Source organism: Psychrobacillus sp., from assembly GCF_032154225.1.
Lineage (GTDB): Bacteria > Bacillota > Bacilli > Bacillales_A > Planococcaceae > Psychrobacillus.
The window spans coordinates 178,912-197,871 of sequence record NZ_JALDYF010000007.1 but is presented as its reverse complement, the minus strand read 5'-3'; the positions used below and the strand labels follow the sequence as shown (position 1 = coordinate 197,871).

20 protein-coding genes are annotated in these 18,960 nt (G+C 36.0%); 13 read left to right on the top strand and 7 right to left on the bottom strand.

What is annotated here, in order from left to right:
* Window positions 1–20: 20 nt before the first annotated feature.
* The 5 genes from RUH95_RS11885 to RUH95_RS11865 form a co-directional block, all read right to left on the bottom strand.
* Window positions 21–557, bottom strand: coding sequence for a DUF3267 domain-containing protein (locus RUH95_RS11885; RefSeq protein WP_313893084.1), 537 nt, complete (start codon window positions 555–557; stop codon window positions 21–23).
* Between the two features lie 119 nt (window positions 558–676).
* Window positions 677–1,210: an HTH-type transcriptional regulator Hpr gene (locus RUH95_RS11880; protein ID WP_313893083.1), complete on the bottom strand. Its 534-nt coding sequence runs from the start codon at window positions 1,208–1,210 to the stop codon at window positions 677–679.
* 688 nt (window positions 1,211–1,898) lie between these two features.
* Complete coding sequence (locus tag RUH95_RS11875) at window positions 1,899–2,273, bottom strand: YtxH domain-containing protein (RefSeq protein ID WP_313893082.1); 375 nt, start codon at window positions 2,271–2,273, stop codon at window positions 1,899–1,901.
* A gap of 103 nt (window positions 2,274–2,376) precedes the next feature.
* Window positions 2,377–2,901, bottom strand: a complete 525-nt coding sequence (locus RUH95_RS11870) for a tryptophan transporter (RefSeq protein WP_313893081.1) — start codon at window positions 2,899–2,901, stop codon at window positions 2,377–2,379.
* Window positions 2,902–3,022: 121 nt separating this feature from the next.
* Window positions 3,023–3,448: an HIT family protein gene (locus tag RUH95_RS11865; protein WP_313893080.1), complete on the bottom strand. Its 426-nt coding sequence runs from the start codon at window positions 3,446–3,448 to the stop codon at window positions 3,023–3,025.
* Between the two features lie 126 nt (window positions 3,449–3,574).
* Between RUH95_RS11865 and RUH95_RS11860 the strand changes: the two genes are divergently transcribed.
* Both RUH95_RS11860 and RUH95_RS11855 read left to right on the top strand, forming a co-directional pair.
* On the top strand, window positions 3,575–4,324 hold the full coding sequence (locus tag RUH95_RS11860; RefSeq protein ID WP_313893079.1) for an ABC transporter ATP-binding protein: 750 nt from the start codon (window positions 3,575–3,577) through the stop codon (window positions 4,322–4,324).
* Window positions 4,308–5,504, top strand: a complete 1,197-nt coding sequence (locus RUH95_RS11855; protein WP_313893078.1) for an ABC transporter permease — start codon at window positions 4,308–4,310, stop codon at window positions 5,502–5,504. The genes RUH95_RS11860 and RUH95_RS11855 overlap by 17 nt, the downstream gene beginning before the upstream one ends.
* A 49-nt stretch (window positions 5,505–5,553) precedes the next feature.
* On the opposite strand, the gene RUH95_RS11850 is transcribed toward RUH95_RS11855, so the two are convergent.
* The gene (locus RUH95_RS11850) at window positions 5,554–6,045 is read right to left on the bottom strand and encodes an antibiotic biosynthesis monooxygenase family protein (RefSeq protein WP_313893077.1); all 492 of its coding nucleotides are present in this window, start codon (window positions 6,043–6,045) and stop codon (window positions 5,554–5,556) included.
* 203 nt (window positions 6,046–6,248) lie between these two features.
* Here RUH95_RS11850 and hemE point away from each other — a divergent pair, with 203 nt between their 5' ends.
* The 8 genes from hemE (at window position 6,249) to RUH95_RS11810 (ending at window position 14,820) form a co-directional block, all read left to right on the top strand.
* A complete protein-coding gene (gene hemE / locus RUH95_RS11845; RefSeq protein WP_313893076.1) occupies window positions 6,249–7,301 on the top strand; it encodes a uroporphyrinogen decarboxylase in 1,053 nt (350 codons plus the stop codon).
* A gap of 17 nt (window positions 7,302–7,318) precedes the next feature.
* Entirely contained in the window at window positions 7,319–8,248 is a 930-nt protein-coding gene (gene hemH, locus RUH95_RS11840) for a ferrochelatase (protein WP_313893075.1), read from the top strand.
* A 201-nt stretch (window positions 8,249–8,449) separates the two neighbouring features.
* The gene (locus RUH95_RS11835) at window positions 8,450–9,388 is read left to right on the top strand and encodes a YncE family protein (protein WP_313893074.1); all 939 of its coding nucleotides are present in this window, start codon (window positions 8,450–8,452) and stop codon (window positions 9,386–9,388) included.
* Window positions 9,385–10,059 carry a response regulator transcription factor gene (locus RUH95_RS11830; protein WP_313893073.1) on the top strand — a complete coding sequence of 225 codons (675 nt, stop codon included), beginning with the start codon at window positions 9,385–9,387 and terminating at the stop codon, window positions 10,057–10,059. The genes RUH95_RS11835 and RUH95_RS11830 overlap by 4 nt, the downstream gene beginning before the upstream one ends.
* On the top strand, window positions 10,056–11,450 hold the full coding sequence (locus RUH95_RS11825) for a sensor histidine kinase (RefSeq protein ID WP_313893072.1): 1,395 nt from the start codon (window positions 10,056–10,058) through the stop codon (window positions 11,448–11,450). Before RUH95_RS11830 ends, RUH95_RS11825 begins: the two co-directional genes overlap by 4 nt.
* Window positions 11,447–11,899 (top strand): FixH family protein, encoded by a 453-nt coding sequence (locus RUH95_RS11820; protein ID WP_313893071.1) that lies wholly within the window; start codon window positions 11,447–11,449, stop codon window positions 11,897–11,899. The genes RUH95_RS11825 and RUH95_RS11820 overlap by 4 nt, the downstream gene beginning before the upstream one ends.
* A 94-nt stretch (window positions 11,900–11,993) precedes the next feature.
* The gene (locus tag RUH95_RS11815; protein ID WP_313893070.1) at window positions 11,994–12,563 is read left to right on the top strand and encodes a TetR/AcrR family transcriptional regulator; all 570 of its coding nucleotides are present in this window, start codon (window positions 11,994–11,996) and stop codon (window positions 12,561–12,563) included.
* A gap of 67 nt (window positions 12,564–12,630) precedes the next feature.
* Window positions 12,631–14,820, top strand: coding sequence for a YhgE/Pip family protein (locus tag RUH95_RS11810; RefSeq protein WP_313893069.1), 2,190 nt, complete (start codon window positions 12,631–12,633; stop codon window positions 14,818–14,820).
* An 833-nt stretch (window positions 14,821–15,653) separates the two neighbouring features.
* Here the strand turns inward: RUH95_RS11810 and yhfH are convergent.
* Window positions 15,654–15,779 (bottom strand): protein YhfH, encoded by a 126-nt coding sequence (yhfH, locus tag RUH95_RS11805; RefSeq protein WP_313893068.1) that lies wholly within the window; start codon window positions 15,777–15,779, stop codon window positions 15,654–15,656.
* 123 nt (window positions 15,780–15,902) lie between these two features.
* Here yhfH and lplA point away from each other — a divergent pair, with 123 nt between their 5' ends.
* The 3 genes from lplA (at window position 15,903) to RUH95_RS11790 (ending at window position 18,923) form a co-directional block, all read left to right on the top strand.
* Complete coding sequence (gene lplA, locus RUH95_RS11800; protein WP_313893067.1) at window positions 15,903–16,895, top strand: lipoate--protein ligase; 993 nt, start codon at window positions 15,903–15,905, stop codon at window positions 16,893–16,895.
* Between the two features lie 218 nt (window positions 16,896–17,113).
* On the top strand, window positions 17,114–17,632 hold the full coding sequence (locus RUH95_RS11795; RefSeq protein WP_397469502.1) for a sigma-70 family RNA polymerase sigma factor: 519 nt from the start codon (window positions 17,114–17,116) through the stop codon (window positions 17,630–17,632).
* Window positions 17,625–18,923: a DUF4179 domain-containing protein gene (locus RUH95_RS11790; RefSeq protein ID WP_313893065.1), complete on the top strand. Its 1,299-nt coding sequence runs from the start codon at window positions 17,625–17,627 to the stop codon at window positions 18,921–18,923. The genes RUH95_RS11795 and RUH95_RS11790 overlap by 8 nt, the downstream gene beginning before the upstream one ends.
* Window positions 18,924–18,960: the final 37 nt, after the last annotated feature.

Below are 18,960 nucleotides of genomic sequence, written 5' to 3'. Positions count from 1 at the left end.
ACAAGATACTGTGATAGAAATTAACTCGTTACCAATATTTCATAACCTGCTTCAGTTTCTTCAATTAGAGCCTGTTTTGGAGACTTGAGTAAATTTTTCACATAGATTAAATCAATTAAGCACATTCCGCAATGATAGGCGAATAAAATGATGAAATAATGAGCGAATATAGGTATAAATATCGCAGCTAAAATTAATGCAATGTTTATAAAAATAAACGGTGTTAACAAAACAAATATAAAGTGTTTTTTATTTATTGGTTCAAAAATGCGCATGGAAATAACGGGCATAAAACCAAATTGCTTTTTTATAGAGAATTTTACTTTGTTTCGGAAACGGAAAAGCGGGATAAAGTGTAATAATTTATGTGTTGGATATACACTTAAAAAGGCAAATACAAAAATCCAAAAATAATCGTCAGACTTAGCGGTGTCGCTAATAATTCCTTGCAAAACATATGCGAATGAAAAGACGGTTATTACGAGTAGAGCAGATAGTAGAAATAACCTGTCAAAACCGTATTGCTTTTTAACGTTAATTGTTTTCCAGCAGTGCAATTTGTATGCATCTCCTATCAGTTGATAGAACTCTTTCAGATACATACAATACGACTTTTATATTTAAAAAGCAATACTCTCAAATATTAAAAATTATGAAGCGCTTACATTCACTAATATTATTCCAGTTTATGAAAAGATTCATCAATGTTTTTAATAGAACGTTCAAATATTTCCATGAAGTCGTCACCATAAATATTGCGAATAACTGCCATGACATCCAAAAATTCCGGGAATTTTCCATATAACTCTTTTGTAGGAACAGAGCCATCAATAACAGAATGAGGAGTATCATGGAAGTTTTCATACATTAATTCGAGCAACTCTTGACCTTTAGTTGTTACATTAACATACGTATTTCGTTTGTCCGTTTCTCTTTTTGAAAATGATAGTAGTCCACGTTCTTCTAATTTTTTGGAAAAGTTAAAAGCTGTGGAAACATGCATGACACCAAATTTTGCAACATCAGATATTGTTGCTCCTTTTAAATGGTAGGAAATCCATAAAATATGATGTTCATTAATATTCAAATCATAAGGTTTTATCCATGCTTGCCAGTCTTTTTCAACAGCCTTCCAAAGTGCTTTTGATAGCTGTGCAATACGTTGACTATAGAGCATTGCTTCTTTTAATGTATATAGTTTATCTTCCATAACTGTCCCCACTTTCTAAGTTTATTTATTTCAAACATTATAGCAAGAAAGTAACTAAGAAGAAAGAACATATATGAAAATATTATTAATATTATAATAATTACTTACGTCTGTTGATTATCTTGTTTCTTGAAAATTTGTGCTAAATAGTGCGTCTTAGTGAATAGCCACTATGCCTTCGCGCTTGCCGCACCTTGCATGAGCCAACTTGTGCTGCGCCCAAGTGGGTCTCATACTTCGGCTCATGCGGCCCGACGCGCTACGGCATGAAGTAAATCTCTATCTATATAGGTTCGCAATCATAGGGCTTAACGATAAAATGGGACAATCCATTTTCTATTTTTCAATGCTTTTTTATTTTCATTTACTTTAGTTGGAAAAGTTTTAAATAGAGGGTAGCCTGAAAGTTTCTGACATGCACCATTGGATTGGAGCGAAAGAGGCGGCGACACCAGCGGGAAAAGCGCGAGCAGAAAGCCCCGCAGGAGCACAGCGACGAGGAGATTTAAGCCGTGCCCGCGGTAAGCGTCCGACTCTGTAGCGCAAATCCCTGCCGAAACCATTAAATTGAATAAAATGGTTAATCAATACGCGTGATAATTAATAAAGGAATACTGCTGATTTTCTTTAAAGCACTCATATAAAAAAGCATACAATTAATCCATCACAGATTAAATGTATGCTCATTTTACTCATTTATTTTTTCTTTTGGCTTTGGTAAAACTTTTTCTAATTCTTCCAAAGCTTGCTGAATGGACGAAATTTCTGATTGAAGCTGTTGTTGGATTGGCGCTGTTTCACTTTGCCATTTAGTAATGCTTGTTTTAAAATCTTCTGCTGCTTGAGGAATTATTACCTTTGATTCCTTCGTTAAATTTTCAATGGAGCTTTTCACATCTTGTAATTGTAATTTTACATCGGATAATTTTTCACGAAAATTAAGCGAAGTAGATTTCAATGAAGATCGAAGTTCGTTTCCAGATTGTGGTGTAGAAAGTAACACCGCAGACGCCCCTGCAATTGCCCCTGCTACAATTCCTATTATTAATTGAGATGCCTTCATGTAGCTCACTCCTTTGCTATAAGTATTATTCCATTCCTTAAGCTAATTAAAACATATATTTCAGCACAAAAAAAGCTTTCCTTCGAAAAGGAAAGCAACTAATTTAAACAGTTAAGGCAGTTTCGAATTTAGTTCTTTTAATTAGTTTGCCGATAATTGGATAAATAACGAAAAATGCTATCGCGTTAATAGCAATTGCAGGAAGAACAACTGCAAGTAGTAAACCCACGAAAGGTACATCCGCTCCAAAAATGAAAATCGCAGTAGATAAAAATACTGTTCCAGAAACGAGCGTTCCTACACATGTAAGTGCAATTGCGATGGGCAACTTTTTAGCATATTTATTTACTACAAGTATTAATGCAAAGAAAACGAAAGCTGTTACTGATTTATCTATAATATTCGGAACAAATCCTCCTGGGAATGTAGAAAACAATCCAGAAATAACTCCTGTTGAAATACCAAGTAAAAAGACGCTTTTCGCATCAGGGAATAGTAGAATCCCGATGAACATCATTGTTAGCATGAAGTCTGGTTTCATCCCACCATTAAATCCTGGGATAATAATATACAGTACAGCACCTACCCCTACTAATAGGGACATTAAAACTAAATTTTTCGTATTCATTTCTCATCTCTCCTCAGCTTTTCTAAGCTCTAATTTGTTAAGATTCCTCTAACGTATCCTCGTGATCGTTAGCAAGAAACTTAATTACGATTGTAAATCGAAATCTAGTAAAATGCAACCATTAGTTGTTTAGTTTTTCATATATTTCATTTGCTAATTCTTGAATAACTTCTGGAGTGAACGATTTTTCTTTTGTATGCCAAGTAGCACGGAATCCGTCTGTTTGATCATAGCGAGGTATAAAGTGTAAATGAAAATGGAAAACACTTTGCCCAGCAGGAGCACCGTTATTATTGAGAAGATTCATTCCAACTGGTCCATATGTTTCTTTCAAAACAGAAGCAATTTTTGGCACAACTTTAAACAAATTGCTTGCTTCTTCTTCGGATAAATCATACACATTTTCTTTGTGATTTTTTGGAATAATAAGTGCGTGTCCTTTTGTTAATGGCATAATGTCTAGGAAAGCGTAAACATGCTCATCCTCATAGATCTTGGCACTTGGAATAGTCCCGTTAATTATTTTACAAAAAATACAATCGCTCATTAAAAAAACCTCCTATTCATGTTACAAAAATTCTAACATATAATAGGACAGGTTTGTTTAACCATTTTCAGAGAAGATTTTTCGTACAAGATTTGGTAAACTATTTAGTAGAAGTGAGGTGCAGAAATGACTGTATTAGAAGTAAATGATATTACAGGTGGCTACACTAGAAAGCCTGTTTTGCATGATCTAACTTTTTCCATTGGTAAAGGAGAGTTAGTTGGGTTAATTGGATTGAACGGGGCAGGGAAAAGTACAACGATTAAACATATTATTGGTACAATGAATGCTGCAAAAGGAACGATTTTATTGAATGGAAAAACGATGAAGGAAGATCCTGCACAGTATCGTACAGCTTTTTCTTACATTCCAGAAACCCCTGTTTTATATGATGAGTTAACATTGAAGGAACATTTAGAGCTAACGGCTATGGCTTATAATCTAGATGCAAGTGTATTCGAAGCAAGAATGGGTGCTCTTTTAAAAGAGTTTCGAATGGAAAAACGTTTGAATTGGTTTCCCACTCATTTTTCAAAAGGAATGCGACAAAAAGTAATGATCATGTGTGCATTTTTAGTAAATCCTTCTTTGTATATAATCGATGAACCATTTGTTGGACTAGATCCACTAGGTATTCAATCGTTGCTAGATCAAATGAAAGCGAGAAAAGACGAAGGGGCATCTGTCCTTATGTCGACTCATATTTTATCAACAGCAGAAAAGTTTTGTGATCGAATTTTACTTTTACACAATGGGAAAATTCGTGCTCAAGGAACGATGTCAGATTTGCGAGCGGTATTTAATATGCCTGACGCAACGCTCGACGACTTATATATTGAAATGACAAAGGAACAACAAGATGAAAAATTTGCATGAGGTTTGGAATAAACGTTTCGTTCATTATATAAATGAACTGCAAAAATATTTAAAGTTTATCGTGTCTGGTCATTTAGCAATTGTCATTACTTTTGTTTTAGGGGCAGCAGGTTATTCGTATAGTGAATGGTTAATAACTGCACCTGCTGATTTTCCAGTGTTTTTACTCGTTGCTTTTATCATAAGTTTGTTGCTAGCAATTAGTCCACCAGTGACGCTGATGAAAAATGCGGATGGCGTCTATTTTCTGCCTCTAGAAACAAAGTTAAATATGTATATAAAACCTGCGTTAAGATGGACATATATGACTTCGATATTGCCTGCTATTGCAGCATTTGTCGTGTCTATCCCGATGCTTACGAAGATTGGTGGAGTGTCGGGACAGGAAATTTTTGTTGTTATTATACTAGTATGTGTGATGAAAAGTTGGAGTATCGAAGTGGAGTTTAATTACCGTTGGGCAGCTAGTGGAAAGACTATTTGGATGGACCGTTTTGTTAGGTTTCTTTTACTATTCACGACACTTTACTTTGTGTTTAATGGCAACTATTTTGTTGCAATAGCGATTGTATGTATTAGTTTCGTGTATTTTTTTGTTTGGAAAAAGAAAAAGGAAGAAGTGCCATTTCCTTTTGATCATTTCATTGAAGTGGAACAGTCGCGAATGATGCGTTTTTATCGATTTGCAAATTATTTTACAGATGTTCCGCATATTAGAGGAATGACGAAAAGAAGAAAGATGTTAGATGTCTTTTATAAGCTTGTTCCATATGCATCGAAGAATGCGCAACTCTATTTAGTAATGCGCACGTTTATTCGTACAAATGATTATTTTTATTTATGGGTTCGATTAACGGCATTGGCAGTTGTGGGAGCAATTTTCATCCCATTTCCTATGGTTTCGATGGTATTCACAGGTGCACTTGCATTTGCATCGGTAGTTCAATTAAAACACGCGTTACTATCTGGACATGAATTTCGTATGGATCTTTTATTTCCAATAGAAACGAATGCAAGAAAACTTGCCGTGCATAAACTGCTTCGAATGATTCAATTTGGACAAGCATTATTTGTGCTAGTTGGTGTACTTATTCAAGGAGAGTATACATTACTCATGATTGCTGTACCAATTGTTACATTAGTAATATCTGAGCTAACTCTTCGTTTGGGGAAAAAATAATAAAAGGTTGTCTCTGAAGTAGTTTTCTACTTAGGGACAACCTTTTTGTTTAATGCTCATCACTTTCGATAGAAGTATAGGTAGAAATGTACGGAGCACTTGTAAAAAAGTTTTGTTTATCCGCAAGTTTGTCAAAGTTAATATCGGCAGATTTTTGCCAAACATCAAAGCTGTTTGGTCCAGTCCACTCCGTTAAAATGACATACACGTCTGATTTAATTGGTTTTAATACGCGAAGTGCTATAAAGCCAGGCTCTTTTTCTAACGTACTTGTTAGGTTCGTATAAAGATATTCGAAAATAGGTTTTCCTTCATCTGATATAGGGATATTATGTAAAACGAAATATCCATTATGTGCAAATTTTCCGGCAGATTCGACAACCTCAAATTTTCTAGGTACTTGAAAGACTGTTTTTTTCTCCGTTTCATGAACTAATAAAGAATTTCCTTTCCCATGAAGTAAAAATATTTCTTCCTTCGAGTATTTTTCTTGTATTGATTCCATAAACTCAGGTGTACCAGATGTTATATATAGGTTCATATAAATACCTCCCAATTATTTTCATCTCTTTTACTATTCCCATTATTTCAGTTTAAAAACTCTATGTCTAAATAAAGACTACCATTCAGAACAAATTTATGACAAATTGGCTTTATTTATATACATTTTGGCATAGAACGTCTATAGTGGAAACGTATATTTGAAAACAGTTCGTTTACATAAGAAGAAAGGCAGGAAAAATAATGACTACTTTTAACGATACACTACTACGTGCTGCAAGAGGAGAACAGGTTTCTCACACACCAGTTTGGTACATGAGACAAGCGGGAAGATCACAGCCTGAGTATAGAGAAATAAAAGAAAAATATTCTTTAGAGCAAATTACACATGAGCCAGAACTTTGTGCTTATGTAACACGTCTTCCAGTTGAAAACTATAATGTGGATGCGGCAATACTTTATAAAGATATTGTTACACCTCTTCCAGGAATCGGTGTAGATGTAAAAATAAAAGCAGGTGTTGGTCCAGTCATTTCGAATCCGATTAGTACAGTACAAGATGTGTACAACCTTGGAGATTTGTCACCAGAAGATGACGTACCATTCGTTTTGGAAACGATAAAATTATTAACAACAGAACAATTAAATGTCCCATTAATCGGATTTGCTGGAGCACCATTTACATTAGCTAGCTATATGATTGAGGGTGGACCTTCTAAGAGTTACAACAAAACAAAAGCATTTATGGTATCAGAGCCCCAAGCATGGTTTGCTTTAATGGATAAATTAGCTGATATGATCATTGTATATGTAAAAGCTCAAGTTAATGCAGGAGCGAAAGCTATTCAAATTTTCGATTCATGGGTTGGAGCTCTGAATGTAGAAGATTACCGTATTTTCATTAAACCAATTATGACACGTATTTTCACAGAGCTTCGTGAGACAGGTGTTCCACTTATTACTTTTGGTGTTGGAGCAAGTCACTTAGCGATGGAATGGCATGACCTACCTGCAGACGTTATTGGATTAGATTGGAGACTATCTATTGAAGAAGCTCGTGCAAAAGGTTTGACGAAACCTCTTCAAGGTAATTTAGATCCATCTTACTTAATTGGAGATTGGGCAGAAATAGAAAAACGTGCAAAAGTTATTATTGAACAAGGGGTAGCGCAACCGGGACATATTTTTAATATTGGCCACGGTGTATTCCCAGAAGTGAGCCCAGATACATTAAAACGTTTAACGACGTTTGTTCATGAATATAGTAAAGAGCTTATTGCAGCAAAATCTAACTAAACTTTCTAGAGGTGACAATGATGAAAAAGACAATGGGATTATTAGTAATGGCTTATGGTACGCCATATGAAGAAGCAGATATCGAACGCTATTATACGCATATTAGACACGGTCGTAAGCCGAGCGATGAACAATTAGAAGATTTAACAAGTCGTTACAAAGCAATTGGTGGGATTTCTCCATTAGCGAAAATCACGAAAAACCAAGCGGAAGGGCTATGCAAGCGTTTGAATGAAGTGCAAGATGATATCGAATTTAAATTGTACATTGGTTTAAAACATATCGAACCTTACTTAGAAGATGCTGTTGCACAAATGCATAAAGATGGAATTACAGAAGCGGTATCCATGGTATTAGCTCCACACTTCTCGACATTCTCAATTAAGTCATATAATGGTCGAATTAAAGAAGAAGCAGAGAAACTAGGCAACTTAACAATTACTTCTGTTGAAAGCTGGTATAATGAGCCGAAGTTCATCCAATATTGGAGTGAAAAAGTAAGTGCTGCATTTGCTGAAATGACAGATGAGCAACGTGAAAAAGCTTGCTTAATCGTTTCTGCTCACTCTTTACCTGAAAAAATTCTTGCTATGGGTGATCCATATGCAGACCAGTTAAATGAAACAGCTGAATTAATAGCAAAAGCTGCAAATGTGAAAAACTATGCGGTTGGCTGGCAAAGTGCTGGACAAACTCCAGAGCCTTGGATTGGACCAGATGTGCAAGATTTAACACATGATTTGCATAAAGAAAAAGGATTCACTACATTCGTATATATGCCAGTTGGTTTCGTAGCAGAACATTTAGAAGTTCTATATGATAACGATTATGAATGTAAAGTTGTTTGCGATGAAATCGGTGCAACATATGTGCGACCAGCAATGCCGAACGATCAAGCTCTATTCGTAGATGCGATGGCAGATGTAGTATTAAAGCATTTGTCTTAATAGAAAGCCTCTAGCGATTTTGCTAGAGGCTTTAGCTTTGAAAAAATAAGGACCGGAATCTCCGAAAATGGATGAGTATCTCAGAAAATCGAGCGGGTATATCAGATTCCATTATTTTAGTAAAAGAAAGATTATTTTTCACATTTCTTTCAAACTTTTTTCACATGTTTTCGATACAATGGAGCAAATGGAGGTGGATAATTGAGAAAGCTGAGTATTCTATTGATCGTATTTTTGCTCGGTGCTTGTGCACAGCCTTCGTTTCCATCAATTGATCCATCGACCGATTTTTTAGCTAGTTTAAATACAGTAGATGCGACGATTGATTTTATTTCACCTGAGCATCAGATTTTTGAAACGTGGGAATTGGATGAGGCATATACAGGATTTACGTTAGTGACAGACGATTTACTATTGTTGTATGGTTTTTCACTCAAGGAAGCGAAACTTATTCAATTGTCCACCGGCAAGCTGCTTGCTACATTGAACGTAGCGGAAGGGACAACCTTTGCGTATGCATACGATGAAAAAATTTATATAGCTAATGGAAGAGAAAATACGGTTACTCTTTTTAATAAAGAAGGGGAACAGCTCCGCACGGCGAATACTGGAAACTACCCAATGTCGATGGTTGCGAATAAAGATCATTTATATGTAGTAAACTTCAAAGATGAAATGCTATCAGTTTTTACATTAGATTTAGCAGAGGTGGATGAATGGACAATACCTAGCTCCTCCCATGGGCTTCTTGTAAATGGAAAAGAGCTTTGGTTAGGCGGCCATGGTGCTGGAAGTAAACCAAATAGAATGGTCAAAGTATTTGATATAGAAACTGGAAATACATTAGGTGAAATTGAAGCACCAATGATGCCTATTAATATGATCAAAGCTTCTAACGGACATATTTATGCAGTGAGCCATGGCAGTAGCTCCATTTATGAAATATCGGAAACAGGTAATGTGTTATCGACGATTAAAATTGGTGCCAATCCTTTTTCGATTGCGGAATTCGGACGGGATATTGTTGTAGCAGGCTACGATGATCATTATATATATTTTGTAGAATCTGGAAAAACGAAAGATGAATTGCAAGTTGGAAAAGGACCGTTTCAACTGTTAGTAAGGGAGGCCGGTAAATGACGACAATATTAGTAGTGGATGATGAACAAGATATGCGAAAATTAATCGAGTTACATTTGCAGAAAGCAGGCTTCCTTGTACTGCAAGCTGAAAATGGAGATGACGCAATTCAACTTGTTAAAACTTCAAAAGTGGATCTAATCCTTTTAGATGTGATGATGCCTAAAAAAGATGGCTTTACGGTTTGTAAGGAGCTTAGAGAATTTACGTCCATTCCCATTATTTTTCTAACGGCACTTGATGCAAAAAGTGATTTAGTCAAAGGTCTAGTGCTTGGTGGCGATGATTATGTTGTAAAACCTTTTACTGCAATCGAGCTTACTGCAAGAATTGATGCAATTCTTAGGAGAACAGGAATACAGATAAATAGTGATAGGATAACAAAAGGTGTTTTAGTAAATGATATTGCTGCTAGGCAAGTAACGAGTGATGGCAAAAAAATTGTTCTTACTTTAAAGGAATATGAGCTAATTCATTTATTTATGGAAAATGAAAGTAAAGTTTACTCAAGGGAACAGCTGTTGGAGAAACTTTGGGGATTAGATTATGAAGGTGGAACCCGTACTGTTGATACGCATATTAAAACATTACGATGGAAGCTGGGAGCAATGGCAGGAAAGTATATTGAAACGGTGTGGGGAATTGGCTATCGTTTTGAGGTAAATCAATGAAGAAGCTGAGCTTTAAAATTTGGATGCTGTTACTTGTATTTATTGCTACTACAATTGTTTTTTTAGTCGTTTTAACGAACTTTTTATATGAAGAGTTGTATGTGCAACATACGGAGTCTTCGATGAAAGAAGTCGCTGCAAATATACAGCGTACATATGATGGAGGAGTTGTCACAGACGACTTCATAAAACAAACGGAAGACTATAATCGATTTTCAAATTTTGAAGTGTTTACTGTTCGTAATCCGAGAGAGTTAAGTGCGTGTTTACCTTTTGATATAGACTATGATAGTTTGATCGGGGCGGAAGAACGTGCACAGCTTATTGACGGAAAATCGGTAAAGAAGCGTGGCTTTGAAAGTCGCTTTGATCGGGAAATAGTCTCGGTGATTTATCCACTTGTAGATGAAAATCGGCTAGAAGGAATTATTTATTTATACGTACCGTTAACGAAAATGACGGAGATGGCTTCCAAAGATGTCCTTTTTTTAGTCGCAATTGTTTCTCTTTTATTAGTGGCAATGGCATTTATCAGCCTGAAGAGCTTACAAAGAGTGCTTACGCCTTTAGCTAAGCTAAAGGAAGCGGCGATATCAATGGCTTCAGGAAAATATGATACGCGTGTCAAAGAGGAGTCACAAGATGAAATAGGCGAGCTTTCGCAGGCATTCAATCAAATGGCGAAATCGATTCAAGAAGAGGATGATAAAAAACGCGATTTTTTATCGGTTGTTTCACATGAACTCCGTACACCAATTAGTTATATAAAAGGGTACGGTGAAGCGTTTGAACAGCAGCTTATTCCGGAAGAGAAAAAATTAGAAGGCTATTCGCTTATTGTTCGAGAGGCGAACCGAATGCAAAAGCTGACGAATGATTTATTGACAGTTGCAAGATCTGAAAGCAAGGAAGAGGTGGCGAGTGGACCTCTTGTTTTAGCAGAAACGATTCGAGAAGTGCAACAGCTCCTACAACCACTTGCGAACGAAAAAGCGATAATATTTACGACATTAATGGATGAAGAAACAATATTAGATGCCGATGAACAAAAAACAAAGCAAATTTTGATCAATGTATTAGAAAATGCCATTCGTTATTCGCCAAACAATTCGGTCATTACTGTTTCTAATAAAACAGGAAAAAAAGAAACGACTATTTCTATTGCCGATCAAGGATGCGGAATTGAAAAAGAGCATTTAGAGCATATTACCGAACGATTTTACCGTGTCAATAAAGCAAGAAGTAGAGCAGACGGTGGCACTGGCTTAGGATTATCGATTGCATTGCAATTAGTAGATATACAAAAAGGAAAGTTGTCTTTCGTAAGTGAAGTAGGAGTTGGAACGACAGTACACATTACATTACCTATTTGGGAGGATTTATTCGAATGAAAAAAACATGGATCGCAATAGCAGTAGCAACATTAACACTAGTAGGTTGCTCAGATAAAGAAGTATCAAATAACGAAGGAACATTAGAAGAAGTAGTAGTACAAATTCAAACAGCAGAGAAATTAGCAGTTGGAGAAGAAATTGCTTTATCAGCAAAAGTTACGCAAGGAGATAAAGTAATAGATGATGCAGATCAAGTGCAGTTTGAAGTATGGGAATCAGGTATGCGTGATCACGGTGAAAAGCTTGAAGGAAAACATACAAAAGATGGCGTGTACGAAGCGACGTATTCATTTGACCATGACGGTGTTTATTATATGTTCGCACATACAACAGCGAACGGCCTTCATGTAATGCCAAAACAAGAGCTAATCGTTGGAAATCCAGATATGAGTAAAGTGATGCCAGATGAAGAGGATAATTCCATGAACCACGGAGATGGCAAATAAAAAAAGGTTGCATTTTAAAATCATACGGAGTATTATAATGACTAGATGACCGAAATGGTTTTCTAGTCATTTTATTTTAAGGAGATGAAAATAAATGGACCGTAGGCAGGAAATTATAATGGCTGCTACGAAATCCTTTTCTCTTTTCGGTTTCAAAGCAACAACAATGGATCAAATCGCTAGAATAGCAAACGTTGGAAAAGGAACGATCTACACTTTTTTTGAAAATAAAGACATACTTTTTCAAGAAATCGTCCTTCGCATGATTTCTGAAATGAAATCAGAAGCAATGAGTGTCTTGAAAGAAGACGCACCTTTCCAAGAAAATGCACATCATGCCTTGATGAAAATGTTGGAGTTCCGTGAAACGCATCAGTTATTTGCTAAAATAATTGATGAAGAAAAAGAACTAAGAACTCCAGCTGTACAGCAAGTTCTAGTACAAATTGAGCAAGAAATAGTTTCTTATATAAAGCTTAAAATTGAAAAAGCAATTTCCAAAGGAGAAATCAGACAAGTTAATAGCGAGCTAGTTGCCTTTTTACTATTCAAAGCGTATTTAGCGTTTGTTGTTGATTGGGAAGCTACACATAGTGAACCTCTTTCTGAAAAATCTATTACAGAATTGTTTCGAGATACTATTTTTAAAAGTCTCTTAATTTGAGACTCCTTTTTTTATTATAAAATGACCAGTTGAACAAAGTGGTCAATAAGTCCAAGGAGGAAATTAAATGATTAAAGAAGAATGGAAACATATACTTCGGTCTAGAAAATTACTCGTACCGATGTTAGCAGTATTATTTATACCGATTTTGTACGCAGGAATGTTTTTATGGGCATTTTGGGATCCATATGAAAACTTAAGTGATTTACCAGTGGCAGTTGTCAATTTAGATGAAGGTGCTGAACTGGAAGGGATTCAATTGGATATTGGTAATGAATTGACCAAGAACCTCACGGAAAGTAAAGAATTCAATTTTCAAGCTGTAACGAAAGAAGAAGCTGAAAAAGGATTAGGGAATCAAGAGTTTTATTTATCGATTGAAATTCCAGCAAATTTTTCTGAGCATGCGACTACATTATTAGATGAAAACCCACAAAAATTAACGATGCTTTATAAACCAAATGAAGGATACAACTTTTTATCCGGACAAATTGGTGAAACAGCAATGGATCGTATTCGTGCACAAGTAAACGAAGAAGTTACGACAACATATGCGGAACAACTTTTTGATTCAATTACAAAATTAGGGGATGGATTTACAGAAGCATCGGACGGAGCCGGTAAGTTAAAAGACGGTGCTGATGAGATTAATAAAGGTGCAAATGATCTAAAAGGTTATTTAGAACAGTTAGCAAGTAGCACAGTAACACTTTCAGATGGAACAAACACAGTTGTTTCTGGAATACAATCCGCTGCAAATGGATCGAATGATTTAAATGTAGGATTAGTTAAACTTGAAAGTGGATCGAGCCAGCTTTTAGATGGGGTAAATAAAACATCTGAAGGTGCAACTACCTTGCAAAGTGGACTAACGCAGTATACTGCAGGAGTTTCTCAACTAAACAATAGCTACAAATTATTAGGGCAAAAGGATAAAGAAATAAATGCAGCATTAGAACAAATAAAAACAAATACGGCAACAGTAAACGATAGCACAAACCAATTATCACAGGGTTCCGCTAATGTAACAGCAGGAATCCAAGCGCTATCTAAACAATTAGCTCAGCTTTCAGGAACACTTCCTGCGGAGCAAGCGGAAGCATTAACAGGAACTTTAAAACAATTAGAACAAGGTAGTACAGCTGTAACAGAAGGACTTGGAAAATTAGCTACAGGAACTGCACAGCTTTCAGAAGGTACAGCAAAAGCTCATGGAGGAGCTGTTCAAATTAGTGGTGGCTATGAACAAGCATTGCAAGGTGTTGAAAAATTAAATGAATCATCATCTCCATTAGTAAAAGGAGCAGGTGACTTAGCAGCTGGAACAGGTACACTTGCTGAAAAAATGACAGAATTCAATGCTGGTGTCGCATCTGCAGCGGATGGATCGACTAAATTAGTAAATGGTTTAAATGAGTTGGCGGCAGGATCAGGTCAATTACAAGACGGTACAACTTCATTAGCAGAAAAATCTGGTGAACTTGCTACAGGTTCTTCTAAATTAGCTGACGGTACAACAGAATTATTAGAAGGAACAGGTACATTACAATCTAAATTACATGATGCAAGTGAAGAAGTTGGAGAAGTAAAAGCAACGGACGACACATACAGCATGATGGCTTCACCAGTAGATGTAGACGTAGAAGCAGTAAACCCGGTACCGAACTATGGTACAGGATTTGCACCATATTTTATGTCACTTGGATTATTTGTTGGGGCATTACTAATTTCAATCGTGTTCCCACTAGTTCAACCAGCGATTAAGCCTACAAGTGGAGCAGCTTGGTATACGAGTAAAGTAACTGTATTAGTAGTAGTAGGTGTTTTACAATCACTTATTGCTGTGGCTGTTATGTTGTTTGCATTGAAAATTGAAACACAAAGTGTCGGATTATTTATCCTTTCTACACTGTTTACTAGTTTTGCCTATTTAGCTTTAGTACAAATGCTTGTTTCTGTACTAGCAGATGTAGGGCGATTTGTAGCAATACTTGTGTTAATCATGCAATTAACGACAAGTGCTGGAACATTCCCGTTAGAACTAATTCCAGCACCATTACAAATATTTAATAAATTACTTCCTATGACATATTCGGTACAAAGCTTTAAAGCATCTATTTCAACAGGAGATATGAGTCACTTCTGGTCAATGAATGGTGTATTAATCGGATTCACGGCTGCATTCCTAGCAGTAACTTTTGGATATTTCATGTTAGTGTTTTCAAAAAGATATTCAAAACAAACGACAGAAGCATAAATGAAAAAAATGCCAATCTCTCTTTAGGGAGGTTGGCGTTTTTCAGGAAGATAATCAATTATATGAAAATGTAGCATGGGCACTGGATTTGGGGATGTATAGAATGGATTCCGTTACAAGCGGACGCTTGCCGCTGGTACGGCTTCAATCTCCTCGTCGCAAAAAGAGTGCTCCTAGCGGGGCTTTCAGCTCGGTGCTCCTGCGGTTACTCGTCGCAGAAAACATCCGCTGTTCCCGCTGGTGTCACCGCTTTTCACTACATCCAGCTAGTTTAGAAGAATGTAGTCATATTCCATCTAATCTAGTGTTTTAACGAAGTACTTACTATTCTATTTTTTAGACAGAAAACAGCGAATCGAATCTCTTGAGAAAGAAAAATGTATCATTCAGTCTTTCTTGTTAAAAATGACAAGTCAATTTTCATATGTAGCAAATACTACTTCTCTTGCTGAATAATGGATGGGCATATAGAAGTGTTCCGTTATAAAATCCTTCAAAGAGTCGCCTAAATTGCATCTTTGGTGTTCCTCAAAGCATATAGAATGAACTTGCTTCTCCTATTTCCAAAAGTATTTAACTACTTGGCATTAAAGTTTCTTGCGAGCGAAAGGCGAACATTTGCTATACGATGACCGAAGAAAAAGCTTGTTGAAAGTGGTGGAGCCACTTCCAACGAGCTTTAAAAATTTTCCCGTTCATCGTATAGCTCAATGTGAAGCCTTGAGTCAGCCGGAAACTGCGCAGCTAAGATGTTTTCTTACATACTGAATTTCAAATTCCATAAAAAAAAGCCGACTGGAAAGGGGAGTATCCAGTTGGCTGATTTTATAAAATTAAAGTGTGTTGCATTTGTCGCATTGGTTTCCATAACACTCATGCTGCTCATCAATTTTCTCACCGCATGTAGCGCAGTTCTTTTCAGGCAGGTTACGGAAAAATTCAAGTACGTTTTCTAACATAGTTGTTCCACCTCCATCTGTTATATAACTGTTTTCGTTATAGTGATTGTAATATAACACAGAAACTTTTGTCAACACATACTTTGATTTTTTTGATAAAATGGTTACAAAGGAGAGATGATGATGTATTTTATAGATAATAAAGGAATTACAGATCCTCGTATTAACCTTGCAATTGAAGAATATGCATTAAAGACAATGGATGTTGAAAAAGACTCATTTCTTTTGTTTTACATAAATGAACCTTCTATTATTATTGGGAGAAATCAAAATACAATAGAAGAAATTAATACAGAGTTTGTAGAAAAAAACGGTATTTTACCTGTACGTAGACTTTCAGGTGGTGGGGCAGTTTACCACGACTTAGGAAACTTGAATTTTAGTTTTTTAACGAAAGATGATGGGGACAGCTTCCGAAATTTTAAAAAGTTTACTCAACCGGTTGTTGATGCACTTGGAAAAATGGGTGTACACGCAGAACTTTCAGGCAGAAATGACATTTTAGCAGAAGGTAGAAAAATTTCGGGAAATGCACAGTTTGCTACCCGAGGAAGAATGTTTAGCCATGGAACTTTATTGTTTGATACAGAAATTGATGCAGTTGTTTCTGCGTTAAAAGTAAGCAAAGATAAAATTGAATCCAAAGGAATAAAATCAATTCGTAGTCGGGTGGCAAATATTGTAGAATTTTTAAAGGAACCGATGACAATTGAAGAATTTCGTTTAGAAATTTTGAATTCTGTTTTTGGCGGTGAAGAAAATATTCAGTACTGGGAACTTACAGAAGAAGACTGGAATAATATTCATGCACTTTCGGAAGAACGTTATCAACAATGGGATTGGAATTATGGAAAATCGCCTAAATTCAATATGAAGCATTCTCACCGTTTTCCAACAGGTGGCGTAGATATACGTTTAGAAGTAAATAAAGGAATTATGGAAGAAGTGCATATTTATGGTGACTTCTTTGGTGTAGGCGATATTGTAGAAGTGGAGCAATTGTTAACTGGAAAGCCATATAGTAAGGAAGCTATTGAAGAAGCGCTTGATTCGATTGACGTGCCAAAATACTTTGGTGGTGTGACAAAAGAAGAAATAATTCAACTCATGTATTAATCATTATAAGTAGTCTGAAAGAGTCTGACATTGTCAGGCTCTTTTTTAATACAACTTAGTTCAAAAATATCCTTCTAATATGATATTCGTGTAGGCAGAATTTTGCTAACGCCTTACTTATTTTATCCAATACATAAGAAACTTTAATAACTTGAAACGTTTTACATATGTCGTTTGTCTAACAGGTAAAGAAAAGGAGGGACTGGAATTTGCCAGATATTAAGCAAGTGCAGCGTGCGAAAAAAGGAAATAAGAAAGCTTTTCAAGAGTTAATAGAAGAAGAGAAGGTCAAGCTTTACAAGATTGCCTACATTTATATGAAAAACGAAGAGGAAGCACTGGAGGTCTTTCAGGAAACGGTATATAAGGCACTTAATTCGATTAGTCATTTAAAAGATGAGCGATATTTTTCTACATGGCTTACTCGAATTCTTATTAATACAGCGTTCGATCAGTTGAAGCGAAAGAAGAAAGTTATTCCTATGGAAAGAGAAATATTAGAAAGTAAAGCAAGTTCTTATCTATTAAGTGAAAATGATCCAGATTTGCTTCAAGCGGTTATAGAGTTAGATGAAAAGTATAAAACAGTTGTCATACTGCGGTTTTACAAAGATTACACAGTTAGTCAAATTGCGGAGTTGTTGAATTGTCCAGAAGGCACTGTGAAAACGAATATACATCGAGGTATTAATCTGTTAAGAGAAAAATTGAAGGAGGATGATTGTATAAATGAGTAACCAATGGCCAAATTTAAAAAAGGGAATGGAAAAAATACCAGTCCCAATGGATAAGCTCGATTTAATTATTGCAAATACGATGAATGAAAAGCGAAATAAGAGATCGAAGAAGAGAATAGCTTTCTATTCGCTTAGTGCTGCAGTGCTTGGGTTTGGTTTGTTTATAGGTTCAGCAACTATTTCACCAGCGATGGCAAAAGTTGCTTCGCAGATTCCACTTATCGGAACCTTTTTCAATGATGTGGGTGATGAAGGCTTAAGAATAGCTGGTCAAAAGGGCTTAACACAAATTGTCGATCAGTCTTCAAAGGATAATGGAATTACTTTGACGATGAATGAAGTTTTTTATGATGGAACAAGACTAACGTTTGGCTACACGCAAGAATCATTGTTCGCGATTGGTGAGCTTGAACGACCGACTATTGAAGTAAATGGAAAGGAAATCAATTTTAGTTCTGGTTCTTCTGGGGCCTTTATTACTCCTCAAAAATACAAAGGGACAATGAATATTAATCCAACTGAGGACCTTCCAGAAGCGTTTGATATGAAGATAAGAATTGACGCAGTCGGACTTATTCCTGGAAAATGGGAGTTTGAATTTCCTGTGAAGCAATCAAATGAAGTGACAGTTATTCGTTCACAAGAAGCTAAAATGATTGAACAAGCTGAGGTACAAATTACTTCTGTGAAATTAGGGCCTGCTGGAACTGATCTTACAGTGAAAATAACGATGGACAAAGAAAATAACAAACTGGATCCATATATGTTGAAGTTTTATATGATAGATGATAAAGGGAATGTGCTAGACATGTTAACTGGAAGTGGTCATGGTGATATAGAAAACGGCAAAGAAAAGGCAGAGCTTGATTTTCTCTATTCGCCTTTAAAAGAAGGTGCAAAAAAAGTGAGAATTATTCCTTACACAATACCATTGGCAAGAGAAGAAGTCGCGATGCTTATAGAAGAGCAAAGTTTGCCTTTTGTATTGGACCAAGGTGATTTTGGGAAGGTTCTTATAACTGATATAACCTATTTAAAAGACAAGGTAGTTGTGTACTTTGACGTTCAAGGTGATGCTATTGTGGACAACAAACTGTCATTGAATTCAATCTGGCTAGAAGACGCTAAAGGGAATTACTTAATGCTAGAAGATAATCCATTTCCAGAAAGAATCGAAGGAAATAGTTTTAAGCAAGAATTTGCACTAGGTAAGAAGGAAGGTTTATTGATTAAAACAAATAAGTTATCAAAACCAACTACGTATGAAGCATTTGAAATTGAACTACCATAATTTGCTTAATTGAGTAAAGAGTCTGACGTATGTCGGG

Bases quoted from the DNA above. Each gene is read 5' to 3' on its own strand.
- RUH95_RS11880 (WP_313893083.1), bottom strand. From the start codon at position 1,210: ATGGAAGATAAACTATATACATTAAAAGAAGCAATGCTCTATAGTCAA.
- RUH95_RS11875 (WP_313893082.1), bottom strand. From the start codon at position 2,273: ATGAAGGCATCTCAATTAATAATAGGAATTGTAGCAGGGGCAATTGCA.
- RUH95_RS11870 (WP_313893081.1), bottom strand. From the start codon at position 2,901: ATGAATACGAAAAATTTAGTTTTAATGTCCCTATTAGTAGGGGTAGGT.
- RUH95_RS11865 (WP_313893080.1), bottom strand. From the start codon at position 3,448: ATGAGCGATTGTATTTTTTGTAAAATAATTAACGGGACTATTCCAAGT.
- RUH95_RS11860 (WP_313893079.1), top strand. From the start codon at position 3,575: ATGACTGTATTAGAAGTAAATGATATTACAGGTGGCTACACTAGAAAG.
- RUH95_RS11855 (WP_313893078.1), top strand. From the start codon at position 4,308: ATGAAAAATTTGCATGAGGTTTGGAATAAACGTTTCGTTCATTATATA.
- RUH95_RS11850 (WP_313893077.1), bottom strand. From the start codon at position 6,045: ATGAACCTATATATAACATCTGGTACACCTGAGTTTATGGAATCAATA.
- hemE (WP_313893076.1), top strand. From the start codon at position 6,249: ATGACTACTTTTAACGATACACTACTACGTGCTGCAAGAGGAGAACAG.
- hemH (WP_313893075.1), top strand. From the start codon at position 7,319: ATGATGAAAAAGACAATGGGATTATTAGTAATGGCTTATGGTACGCCA.
- RUH95_RS11830 (WP_313893073.1), top strand. From the start codon at position 9,385: ATGACGACAATATTAGTAGTGGATGATGAACAAGATATGCGAAAATTA.
- RUH95_RS11825 (WP_313893072.1), top strand. From the start codon at position 10,056: ATGAAGAAGCTGAGCTTTAAAATTTGGATGCTGTTACTTGTATTTATT.
- RUH95_RS11820 (WP_313893071.1), top strand. From the start codon at position 11,447: ATGAAAAAAACATGGATCGCAATAGCAGTAGCAACATTAACACTAGTA.
- RUH95_RS11815 (WP_313893070.1), top strand. From the start codon at position 11,994: ATGGACCGTAGGCAGGAAATTATAATGGCTGCTACGAAATCCTTTTCT.
- RUH95_RS11810 (WP_313893069.1), top strand. From the start codon at position 12,631: ATGATTAAAGAAGAATGGAAACATATACTTCGGTCTAGAAAATTACTC.
- yhfH (WP_313893068.1), bottom strand. From the start codon at position 15,779: ATGTTAGAAAACGTACTTGAATTTTTCCGTAACCTGCCTGAAAAGAAC.
- lplA (WP_313893067.1), top strand. From the start codon at position 15,903: ATGTATTTTATAGATAATAAAGGAATTACAGATCCTCGTATTAACCTT.
- RUH95_RS11790 (WP_313893065.1), top strand. From the start codon at position 17,625: ATGAGTAACCAATGGCCAAATTTAAAAAAGGGAATGGAAAAAATACCA.